Raw genomic sequence first — 11,257 nt, forward strand, 5'->3', positions numbered from 1 at the left:
ACAGTTACTCTAGTCCATAAAAATGGTCTTTAACACGAGAAAATGTGTTAAAGACCATTTTTAATTTACTTGGATAAATTAGACTACCCGCAGTCTTCACTTGACCTTGATAAATTGTTACGAAATGGAATCAAAATCTAAGCGGTGTTGCGGAGGAGCCCTACAGAAATCTTCGATTTCGTTGTAAGGCCCTTGCACAGATGACTAGGATTTATTTATAAATCCAGCCACTGCTGGTGGGAGTACGAAGTCATTTCATGACTTCTGTCACAATCCCTTTTATTTAAATTATTTTCTTACCGTTAGTCCCTTCAATCCCGGCAACGTCAACATAGTCACCAAGCTCAGTAAGTATAATGCCGATAAAGAACCCATGACTACCGTCAGTGAGTAGTGATCCATCAAAATACCGATGACCACTGATGAGAATCCCCCCACCGCTCGGCCCACATTAACGATCACGTTGTTAGCCGTTGACCGAATTTCGGTTGGATAAAGGCGCGAAATTACGGCCCCGTAGCCGCCAAACATCCCGTTTGAGAAGAAACCGACCACCGCTCCGATAATTAAAAGGGATACTAAATTATGCGCTAAGGTAATGGTGTAAACCATTAAGGCGGACGCGATTAAGAAGATCCCAAATGCCCGTCGCGGACCAAAATAGTCCAAGATGGTGCCAAACGTCATCATTCCTAGACTCATTCCTATAATCGTCGCAATCATCCACAGTGAAGAGCTAGAGACATTTAATCCCAGTTGTTTCTGCACAATAATGGGTAACCAGTTCATCAAGCCAAAGTAACCGGCAATTTGAACGGTAGTCATCACCATCAGTGCCCCACTTTGATAGGCCACTTTAGGAGAACTAAACATATATTTGAATACTGCTTTGATCGTTGATTCATGGTTCTCTTGTTGAGATTGAATGAACTCATCGGTTTCACTCAAATGCCGCCGTACAAAGTAAGTTAGAACTACCGGTACAATCCCAACTAAGAATAAGGCGTGCCACCCAAAGCGCGGAATAATTAGGGCCGCCAAGACGGCCGCTAAAATGGCACCAACTTGGCCGCCAATCGCCGCAATGGAGGTCATTTTGCCAATCTGATTTTTATGAAATGATTCCGCAATCATGGCAATCCCGACTCCGTATTCACCACCGGCCCCAATGCCGGCTAGAAACCGTAGTATGTAAATCTCGTTAATATTATTGGCAAACGCCATCATAGCCGTCGCAAAGGCAAAGATAAAAATAGTATAGGTAAAGGTCTTCACCCGGCCAAAGCGATCCCCGATTAAGCCAAACAAAATGCCGCCAAACAACATCCCGAGATTAGTGATAGAGCCAATTAATCCCGCCGCTCCCCCACTTAAATGCAATTGCGAAATCATGGAACTCATGGTAAACGATAAAAAAAGCACATCCATATTTTCTAGAGCAAAACCTGAACTGGTCGAAGCAATCGTCCATTTCTGTTTGGTCGTCAAATTATGGGTGTGCGCAATAGTTGCAGTATCTTTCATGTGTTATTCCTCCAAATGAATGCTCGCTGACATTCGTTATTTTAAACTGGTTCGATTATTTCACGAACTAAAAAATAAATCAAGGTCCAATTATTCAGAAAATCATTTCAACAAAATCACCTTGACACTCATTTCAAGTATGGTAAAGTTAACTACAAACAACGGAGCTTTAATTTGGTTCAGAGAAGCCAAAAGCGGACGAATAATAATCTAGTCCGTGGACTCGTAGAATTAGTAAGATGAACAACCCTTACTACAGCTGCGTTTTAACGGGCTTTTTTTGTACCTAAAATTAGGAGGCTGGTAGTAATGGGACCATTAATTATTTCTTTAGACGTAGCTACCCGAAAAGATTTATTTCAATTACTAGATCAATTTGACGCTAATGAAACCTTAACCGTCAAAATCGGGATGGAAATGTTTTACGGTGAAGGCCCACAAATAGTTCGTGATTTGCTAAAAAAAGGCCATCACATCTTTTTAGACTTAAAACTCCATGATATTCCTAATACAGTAGAAAATGGCATGCGGCAAATTGGTCGTTTGGGAGTCACTTATACAACCGTTCACGCTCTGGGTGGTGCCCAAATGATTGCCCAAGCTAAGCGGGGCCTGATTAACGGAGCCCAAGATGCCGGGGTCGCTCCTGCCAGGTTACTCGCCGTCACAGAACTAACTTCAATTACCGCCCAAGGATTACGTAACGAACAAAACTGTCGCCTTCCCATGGCTGAGCAAGTAGTTAGCCTAACTCAACTAGCCAAACAAGCCGGGGCTGATGGGGTAATCACTTCACCGTTGGAAGTCCCCGCCCTTCGTGAACAAGTCGGGTCAGATTTCTTATACGTAACTCCTGGGATTCGCCCCAGTGGAGCCTCAAAAGACGACCAGGCTCGCACTGCTACTCCCAGCGAGGCAGCACACAATGGCAGCAATGCTTTAGTAATCGGCCGTCCTATTATTCAGGCCGCTGATCCGGTTAGTGCTTATCATCAATATTTGAAGGAGTGGCAAAATGCAGAACGCTAAAATTATTCAGAATTTAACCGAAGATCAAATTATCAGTTTGTCATTAACTAAACCATTCAAGTACGCTAGTGGGATGCTAGCTCCGATTTACACTGACTTTCGTTTAACAATTGCTAACCCCCAGTTACGCGACATGATCGCATCTGGCCTAGCTGAAATTATTAAAAAATACTATCCCAATGTAACTGTCATCGGTGGAGTAGCCACTGCCGGTATTCCACACGCTGCTTGGGTTGCCCAAAAGTTAAATCTCCCATTAATCTACGTTCGTTCCAAAGCCAAAGATCACGGGGCCAACAAGCAAATTGAAGGGCGCTTAAGTAAAACTGATCAGGTAGTCTTAATTGATGACTTAATTTCGACTGGTGGCAGCGTCTTACAGGCAGTTCAAGCAGTAAGGACTGCGGGTTACCAGGTCGCTGGGGTTGCCGCTATTTATACATACCAGTTCCCAGATGCTGAACAAAATTTTGCCGAAGCTGATACTAATTTACAGCCCCTATTAACCTATACAGACGTGATTCAACAGGAATTTGATCGTGGCCAAATCTCTCAAGCACAATTTGACTACCTCAGCGCTTGGCACCAGGATCCATGGAATTGGATGAAGCAGGAGGTCTGAGATGGATACTACGTCAAACTTACAAGTTAGCATTAATGACATTAATTTTAACAATCCGGTTCTTAATGCGGCTGGTGTACGCTGCCAGTCAACAACTGAACTCGACGCTATTTTAGCGTCAACTGCCGGAGGGGCAGTAACTAAAAGCGCGACCTTACAACCACGTAACGGAAACGAAACTCCCCGGATGCAATCTTTACCGTTTGGAAGTATTAACTCAATGGGGCTGCCTAATTACGGCTTTGACTACTACTTGGATTATGTTATAAACCAACAGATCGCTGGAAACCAAAACCTAATTCTTTCAATCGCGGGATTAAGCATCGCTGAAAATCTAACCATGCTAAGGCAAATCCAAGCTAGTGACTACCAAGGGCTGGTAGAGTTAAATTTATCCTGTCCCAACGTTGCCGGCAAATCACAAGTTGGCTATGATTTTGAAGCGGTAGCGGATATTTTAGCAGCTGCCTTTACCTTTTTCGACGGCCATCTAGGACTAAAGTTGCCACCCTACTTTGATTTAAACCAGTTCGATGAACTCAGCGCCATCTTAAACCAATACCCATTAACCTACGTTAACTCGATCAATTCAATTGGGAATGGTTTAGCGGTCGATCTTGATACTGAAACTGTAGTTATCAAACCCAAAGCTGGATTTGGTGGTATTGGTGGTGATTACGTTAAACCAACTGCATTGGCTAACATCCGGGCTTTTCGCTTACGACTTAACCCAGCCATTAAAATTATTGGCACCGGGGGAATCAGTTCCGGCCAAGACGTCTTTGAACACATTTTATGCGGTGCCGATCTGGTTCAAATTGGCACAGCGTTTGGGCCAGAAGGCACTCCCATTTTTGAGCGGGTAACTGACGAACTGGAAACAATTATGGTAGCCAAAGGCTATCGTAGTCTCGCCGATTTCAGGGGGAAATTAAAAATAATTTAAAACCAAATGTTAAAACTCATAAACAACTAAAAAAGCTAACTCGCTTGAGTTAGCTTTTTACTTAGTCTTCAATCGTTACCGACTTCATCACTACGTCTTCTTTTGGCTTATCGGCAGCATCTTTTTCAACTTTGCTGATGGTTTTGACAACGTCCATGCCGTCGATTACTTGACCAAAAACGGTGTGGCGGAAATCAAGCCAAGGTGTCCCACCCTTTTCGTAAGCAGCAATAATTTCCTCTGGGTAGTTAGCGGCCTTCATTTGGTCGATCATGCCACCAGGAACGTTTTCATTAGTGACGATGAAGAACTGGCTACCATTAGTGTTAGGGCCAGCATTAGCCATTGAAAGAGCACCGTTTAAGTTAAAGACTTCGGTAGAAAATTCGTCTTCGAATTCGCCACCAAAGCTACTTTGACCACCAGCACCAGTTCCAGTAGGATCGCCACCTTGGATCATAAAGTCAGCGATCACCCGGTGAAAGGTAACGCCGTCGTAGTAGCCTTGCTTAGCTAAAGTCACAAAGTTTTCGACCGTTTTAGGAGCTTGGTCAGGGAATAGTTGTACCTTGATAGTGCCATAATTGGTTTCGATAGTAGCCTTAGGACCGGCCACGTTAGTTAAATCAAGTTGTGGGAAAGTCATAGTTGTTTCTCCTTAGGATAAGTTATGAAGTTATTTTCGATAAACCTTTTTAAAAAGTCGTTGTATTATTTCTGTTTTTGTTTTGTTACTTATATTCTTAACATTCATATCATGACAAATATTTTTTAAATCTTTTATAGGCATTTTCAAATAATTAATTATATATATATAGTTCTCATCCAACATACGTTTAAAATTCTTTGCAATTTTAATTAATAATTTAAATTCATCTTTTTTAAGATTACTCTTATAACAAAGATGCATAAACAAATTATAAATATCTTTTATATTATCTTTATCGTTAATAAGAGAATATCCAAACGGTATTCCTAATCTTTCTTTTTTTCCATATTTATCTACAGTTATAACGCCCACAAGAATATTTTCAATTTTTATCTTTAGTCTCACAAAGTCTTCAGTTTCTTTTTCTGTGCTGTTATATTCATAAAATGCTTTATATATTCTATCCTTATACTTTTTAATTTTACTAGTACTTATTTTTAAGCAAACATAATATTTATCTTCAATATTCTTTATAGAAATATTATATCCTAAAAAATTAAATGATCCAGAGTTTAACTTTAAATCATTATCAGTTACCATATAAAATTTTTTTTCAGATATCTTTAAATTTATACCGTTTAAAAAAGATTTAATTTGATTTTTAATTATGATAAGTTCATCATTCTTTACAGAGTATGGCAATATGAGAACAAAATCATCAACAAACCTTTCATAAAGTAAATATTTATAGTTTAAAGTCATGTATTGATCAAAATTTTTAAGATATATCTCAGATAAAATAGAAGAAATAGGATTACCTTGAGGAATACCAGTTATGGTTCTATCAAAAAAAATTTCTTTTAGCAACTTTTCCTCAGAATTTGAAAATGTGCCATTACTAAAAATTATCCTATATAATTTACTTTTATCAACACTATCAAAGAAATGGCTAATATCACCTCTTATTATTGTAAATTCATTGTTATTTACTTCTCTATATGTATTTTTTGAGTCAATAACAATGTTACCATTAGAAATCGTTTCTACTATATCTGTAATTACTTTATATCTATCTTTAGATCTAATTGACCAAAAGAATTTAATTTTATTTGATAACAGCTTATATTTATTAATCATATCTGCAGAATATTTATATACAATTCTGTTGTTAACAATAATTTTGTTATCATAACCACTTTTTCGGCTCATAATATGTATATAACCTCTATATTCCATAAAAATAAGAATATTTATTTTAATAAAATAAATTGAACACTATATGCATAGCATCCTTTGTGTGTGGACGTAATAGATTATAAATGATGTATAATTCACCATTTATACATAACATCTACCAGTCAATAGAGGTTATAAAATCATTATAATAAATATTAAGGAAAAAACAATGGCTAATAATTATTTTTTACGTACTGATATTCTTCCAGAAGAAGTACCATTATTATTTTCAAATAAACAACTATTTTCAAATAAAAATTTTACAGAAACAGAAATAAGAAAGATAATTTTAAATCAAAAAGAAAATATTTTTAATTTTCCAAAACTCGGAGAATTTAGTAAGAAACAGGAAAGCATTCCATTCAAATATCAAGTAAACGTTCGTAAAAATAAGTCCAGAACACTAAGTTTACTTCACCCACTAGCCCAATTACAATGTTTAATATTTATAATTAAATTTGAAAACAAAATAACTATTGCAGCTTCCAGATCAAATTTTAGCGTTAGATATCCCATTACACGTAATAACAATCAACTAGATCTAACGTCTTCAGAAATTACTTCGATAAAAAAATTGGAAGGTACATTTCTTCAACATACAAATAAACATATTTCATCAGAACAGCTAATACGTTCATTTAGACATTATTTTTCATATTCTAAGGTTCAATCTATGAATGAGCTTTATAATTCAAGTGATTTTATAAATGCTCAAGAAAAATTTATGCATATGGTAAAGATTGATATACAAAATTTCTTTCCAAGCATTTATACACACACATTATCATGGGTTCTTTTCAGATCTAAAAAAAACGCTAAATTATATAGATCTTCAGATATGTTTGAAAATACTATAGACCTAGTTGCTCGCGAAATAAACTATGGAGAAACAAACGGAATAATTATCGGTCCAGAATTTAGCAGAATATTAGCAGAAATATTATTATGTCAAATTGATAATAATGTTGAGAGCAAATTATATAAAGAAAAAATTATACACGAAAGAGATTATAAAATTTTTAGATTTGTAGACGATATTTTCATATTTTATGATGAAGAAAAAATTAAAAATTATGTAATAAATATTTTAAAAAAACAATTATCGGATATTAATTTAACTCTAAATTCTTCAAAAATGTCTGTGTACTCATTTACATTATCATCTTCATTATCTCCTGTTAACAAGATAGGATTTTATATCAACAATTTTAAAAATAAAAAAATTATTTTATCTAATGTATTTTCTAAAAATAGTTTAATATCAGCTGATGATATACGGGGCACAAATCAGGATTGGAAACTACTTTTTACACAAGTACTACAGCTTAGTCAAGAAAATATTTCAGATTCTTCCAAAATAATTAATTATTTTTTATCATCACTTCAACATTTTATGAATATGAAGCCTGGCAAAAGGTATATCAAATATCTCAATCTTCTAAGAACATTTCTTCAAGGATTAACTAACTTGTTAAAGGCGTCGCCAATGCAAACAACATATACTTACACTTATTATGTTTTAATCACATTGATTAACCAATTAGAACAAAGTTATAAAGAAGACAGTTACGGTAAAGAAAATTTAATTAAATATTTTCAGATGATATTCCAATGCTTATCTAATCTTGTCTCATATTCTTGGTTTGATATTAATCAAGGATATGATTTTTTACCAATTTTAAAGTACTTAAATAAATTCGAATTATATTTAAATTCATATCAACTTATTTCAATGCTTAAAGATGCCGAAAATAAGTATTTTGTTTGGTCTTCTGTAGCATATTACATTTATAATACTAAAGATAAAAATACAGAATTACGTTATTTAACTGTTAAGAAAGTTCTTCATAAATTATTATCACAATATGTAATCAATTACTCCTTAAAAGGTAAAGAAAAAGATATCTGGTTTGATTCAGAGTGGTTTTATTTATTAAATGATTTTTCTAAATATCCTGGATTCAATAAAGCCGAATTAAATATATTAAAAGATAAATATTTAAACAGTATTAAAAAAACAGGTTTAGGAAAAATAGCAAAAGAATTTAGTAAAAATTCCTATTATGCATGGGATTCAGAGTTTGAGGATTTTTCTAAAAAGTTATTCTACAAAAAAATTATTAGTAAATATAATAAAAATATAAATTATTAAATTACTAACTTAGGAGCATCTACATGAACGAAATTTTAAAAGAACAATTCTTCGTCGAAGATTTAGCTGACGATCAAAAAAACGTCATTAACAACATTAATGGCTACATCAAACAAAGCCTAAATGGCTCCAAACACTCCGTTGCAATCATCGAAGGGGCTGCCGGGACTGGTAAATCAGTGGTCTTAATGGAATTGGTTCGTAAGTACATGACCGATAAACACTACAAGACCGCCCTAGTCGTCAACCATCCCGAACTCTATAAAGCTTACCGGGATTTGGGTGAATCAATCCCAAACATGAAGGTTAACTCCATTCGCCGCCCCACTTCATTAATTAACGATGCGCAAAAGAATCATAAAAAATACGACATTATTTTCGTTGATGAAGCCCACTTGCTCTATTCCAAATCAGAACCCTACGCGCATTACCGCGGTCAAAACCAACTAACTGATTTAATGGATCTCGCCAAAGTAGTGGTCGCAGTTTACGATTTCGAACAAGTCTTTCAATCCAAGATGTACTGGGATAAGGACCTGCTCTTCAAAACCATTGGTCAACACCCTTACGAAGTCTTCAGTATGAACTTCCAGTACCGGATGGTAGCTAGCGACGAACAAGTTCAGTGGATGGATGATTTAACAGCTGAACAACCCATCAAACCATTTCCTACCAATAGTGACTTTGAATTCGAAGTTTTCGATAAGGCTGGCAAAATGTTTGAGGCCATCAAGAAGCGCAACAAAGAAGTCGGCATGAGTCGAATGGTAGCGACTTCCGGTTTTCCTCGAATTGATGGGCGGCATAACGTGGAAATGGATACTTTCAACTTACCTTGGGATGAATGGGATCCTCAACGAACACACTGGGCTAAACGCGAAGGCTCAATTACCCAAGTTGGTACCATTTATACCTTACAGGGGTTTGATTTAAACTACGTCGGCATGGTTATCGGTCCTTCATTTGGCTACGATCCCAAAACCGACACCATGACCATCATCCCCGAAAAATATTCCCACAAGGAAATCTTCAAAAAGCGTAAAGACATCAAATTTACCCAAGAAGAATACAAAGTCTTCATCGCTAACGTGCTAAACGTTTTGATGAAACGTGGTAAGTACGGACTGTATTTGACGGCCTATGATCCTGCCTTACGCAAGCGACTTTTAGAATTGAACCAGAACTAATCAGAAAACCAGGAGGTCAAAATTGATCTCCTGGTTTCTTTGTTTTTTAATATAATTTAGGGCATTAACTTGACACTTGATCTAACTAATTCTAGTCTAGTACCAATCAACAAAGTTTTGATTGACCATTTTTAATTAAGGAAGGTTTACTTGTGAGTAAAATTGCGATTGTAACTGATAGCACTGCGACCCTATCCCCAGCAGAAGTTGAGGCTTTTGGGAACGTGTTCGTAGTCCCCATTACCTTTATGATTAACAATAACGTCTACCCCGAAGGCATTGGGATGAGCAATGACGAATTTTATGCTAAATTACCCACTTTGGATAAGTTACCAACCACTGCGCCACCCACCCCTCAAATTATGCTTTCACTATATGATGATTTAGTTAAAAAGGGTTACGACCAAATTATCAGTATTCATTTGACTGCTGGAATTACCGGCTTCGTAAACAACCTACGAATGTTTACCAGAAACTATCAAGATGCTGAAATCGTGGTCTACGATTCCCACATGGCATTGTCCCCAATGGGGTATCAAGTCAAAATTGCGGCTGCCATGGCCAACGAAGGGGTGCCGTTAGACCATATAATCAATACCCTTAATCAACTTCGTGATTCTATGGGCGTTTACTTTGTTGTGGATGATCTAAAGAACCTAGTTACCGGAGGGCGCTTAAGTAAAACCGGAGCTCTTGCTGGTGGTTTACTAAAAATCAAACCGATTTTGACGTTATCCGAAGACACCCACGAAATCATCCCGATTGGCAAAATTCGGACCATAAAAAAAGCCCTCGTTGATATCGAAGAACGTTTTAAGACCGTCTATGAACAACGGACTCATCCACTACACGTGATGTTAATGGGAACAAACAATGAACCCGCTGTTAAAAAGTGGGAAGCTGACTTTAAATCCCGATTTCCCGATGTTTCTACTGAAGTCGACCAAATCGGACCTGTAATTGGAACTCATGTTGGCAATAACGCCTTTGCATTAGCGTGGATTAATGAAATGTAATTTACTAAATCCTAGTCCTTTACCGGATTAGGTTTTTTATATTGTCAGGAATAAAAGGGAAAATGATTACTCCAGCAAAAGCCTACTTCGCTTCCAAAGCACATTTACAATTACGCTAGCAACTTACAGTGTTAGCTTAAAAGTTAACTATATACGAACCAAAAAAGTAACCACTCTTTTGAGTAGTTACTTTTTTAACGTTCCATATACAATAGTGGGTATGGATTTCCCTGCCCATCATGATTTGTTCTTTTATACGTTTTAAATCCTAGATGTTCATAAAATCCCTTAGCCAAGGGATTTTGTTCATTAACGGCGAGATCATTAATTGAGTAATTTTCAATTCCATAGCTAAGTAATTTTTTCCATATCCTTTGCCTCTTTCTTCGTCAGCAACAAAGAGCATTTCCAAATGCTGGTTATTAACTCCCAAAAAGCCTACCGGAATATGAGTTTCGGTTTCAATAATAAGTAACCGCTGAACTTCTGTTAACGCTTGTGGAACATACTGTCTAATATCCGCTATTTTCTTCTCTGATAGAAAAAGGTGGGTTGCCTTGACTGAACTTTCCCAGACAGATAAAAGTTGCTGGATCAGAGTTTCTGGGCGGTATTTGACTTCAGTAATTTTCATTTTTTACCTCATTAATCGTAATATCTTTTAATAATATAAATACAATGTAAAAATCATATTATCATTATTGTATTGAAAATTGTCCAGTGTTACATTTTAGTTTATCAATTAAAAAAAGGAGAAACTTTCAATGTTAAAAATACTATCGATTTTATCAATAATTTTACTTGTTATGTTAAGTGCATATTTCATAAATGGCGGTTGGGCCCAAAACATCGGTGAATTATATAGAAACTACAAGGAATCTAGAATGTCATTTTCA

General features: G+C 36.2%; 9 protein-coding genes and 1 pseudogene. 6 read left to right on the forward strand and 4 right to left on the reverse strand.

Annotated elements, in window-relative coordinates; genetic code table 11:
• Positions 1-288 precede the first annotated feature (288 nt).
• On the reverse strand, positions 289-1,524 hold the full coding sequence (locus FC56_RS01035) for an MFS transporter (protein ID WP_056977436.1): 1,236 nt from the start codon (positions 1,522-1,524) through the stop codon (positions 289-291).
• A 309-nt stretch (positions 1,525-1,833) separates the two neighbouring features.
• On the opposite strand from FC56_RS01035, the gene pyrF reads away from it, so the two are divergent.
• Genes pyrF through FC56_RS01050 form a run of 3 tightly spaced genes read left to right on the forward strand, consistent with a single transcriptional unit; the run spans position 1,834 to position 4,121 of the window.
• The gene (pyrF, locus tag FC56_RS01040) at positions 1,834-2,553 is read left to right on the forward strand and encodes an orotidine-5'-phosphate decarboxylase (protein ID WP_056977438.1); all 720 of its coding nucleotides are present in this window, start codon (positions 1,834-1,836) and stop codon (positions 2,551-2,553) included.
• Entirely contained in the window at positions 2,540-3,175 is a 636-nt protein-coding gene (pyrE, locus tag FC56_RS01045) for an orotate phosphoribosyltransferase (RefSeq protein WP_056977440.1), read from the forward strand. The genes pyrF and pyrE overlap by 14 nt, the downstream gene beginning before the upstream one ends.
• A gap of 1 nt (position 3,176) precedes the next feature.
• Positions 3,177-4,121, forward strand: coding sequence for a dihydroorotate oxidase (locus FC56_RS01050; RefSeq protein WP_056977442.1), 945 nt, complete (start codon positions 3,177-3,179; stop codon positions 4,119-4,121).
• A 61-nt stretch (positions 4,122-4,182) separates the two neighbouring features.
• Here the strand turns inward: FC56_RS01050 and FC56_RS01055 are convergent, their stop codons facing one another.
• Both FC56_RS01055 and FC56_RS01060 read right to left on the reverse strand, forming a co-directional pair.
• Positions 4,183-4,767, reverse strand: a complete 585-nt coding sequence (locus FC56_RS01055) for a peptidylprolyl isomerase (protein ID WP_054670228.1) — start codon at positions 4,765-4,767, stop codon at positions 4,183-4,185.
• Positions 4,768-4,797: 30 nt separating this feature from the next.
• The gene (locus FC56_RS01060; RefSeq protein WP_056977444.1) at positions 4,798-5,979 is read right to left on the reverse strand and encodes a reverse transcriptase domain-containing protein; all 1,182 of its coding nucleotides are present in this window, start codon (positions 5,977-5,979) and stop codon (positions 4,798-4,800) included.
• A 196-nt stretch (positions 5,980-6,175) separates the two neighbouring features.
• On the opposite strand from FC56_RS01060, the gene FC56_RS01065 reads away from it, so the two are divergent.
• The 3 genes from FC56_RS01065 (at position 6,176) to FC56_RS01075 (ending at position 10,361) form a co-directional block, all read left to right on the forward strand.
• Positions 6,176-8,158 (forward strand): RNA-directed DNA polymerase, encoded by a 1,983-nt coding sequence (locus FC56_RS01065; RefSeq protein ID WP_056977446.1) that lies wholly within the window; start codon positions 6,176-6,178, stop codon positions 8,156-8,158.
• Positions 8,159-8,181: 23 nt separating this feature from the next.
• Positions 8,182-9,345 (forward strand): DUF2075 domain-containing protein, encoded by a 1,164-nt coding sequence (locus FC56_RS01070; RefSeq protein ID WP_056977448.1) that lies wholly within the window; start codon positions 8,182-8,184, stop codon positions 9,343-9,345.
• A gap of 152 nt (positions 9,346-9,497) precedes the next feature.
• Entirely contained in the window at positions 9,498-10,361 is an 864-nt protein-coding gene (locus FC56_RS01075) for a DegV family protein (RefSeq protein ID WP_056977450.1), read from the forward strand.
• Positions 10,362-10,555: 194 nt separating this feature from the next.
• Here the strand turns inward: FC56_RS01075 and FC56_RS01080 are convergent.
• Positions 10,556-10,995, reverse strand: a pseudogene (locus tag FC56_RS01080) (GNAT family N-acetyltransferase).
• Positions 10,996-11,257: the final 262 nt, after the last annotated feature.

The organism is Lentilactobacillus senioris DSM 24302 = JCM 17472 (assembly GCF_001436555.1).
Taxonomy (GTDB): domain Bacteria; phylum Bacillota; class Bacilli; order Lactobacillales; family Lactobacillaceae; genus Lentilactobacillus; species Lentilactobacillus senioris.

What these genes read in the sequence shown, in the direction of transcription:
- FC56_RS01060 (WP_056977444.1), bottom strand. Translation starts at nt 5,979, where the DNA reads ATGAGCCGAAAAAGTGGTTATGATAACAAAATTATTGTTAACAACAGA.
- pyrF (WP_056977438.1), top strand. Translation starts at nt 1,834, where the DNA reads ATGGGACCATTAATTATTTCTTTAGACGTAGCTACCCGAAAAGATTTA.
- FC56_RS01070 (WP_056977448.1), top strand. Translation starts at nt 8,182, where the DNA reads ATGAACGAAATTTTAAAAGAACAATTCTTCGTCGAAGATTTAGCTGAC.
- FC56_RS01035 (WP_056977436.1), bottom strand. Translation starts at nt 1,524, where the DNA reads ATGAAAGATACTGCAACTATTGCGCACACCCATAATTTGACGACCAAA.
- pyrE (WP_056977440.1), top strand. Translation starts at nt 2,540, where the DNA reads ATGCAGAACGCTAAAATTATTCAGAATTTAACCGAAGATCAAATTATC.
- FC56_RS01055 (WP_054670228.1), bottom strand. Translation starts at nt 4,767, where the DNA reads ATGACTTTCCCACAACTTGATTTAACTAACGTGGCCGGTCCTAAGGCT.
- FC56_RS01065 (WP_056977446.1), top strand. Translation starts at nt 6,176, where the DNA reads ATGGCTAATAATTATTTTTTACGTACTGATATTCTTCCAGAAGAAGTA.
- FC56_RS01050 (WP_056977442.1), top strand. Translation starts at nt 3,177, where the DNA reads ATGGATACTACGTCAAACTTACAAGTTAGCATTAATGACATTAATTTT.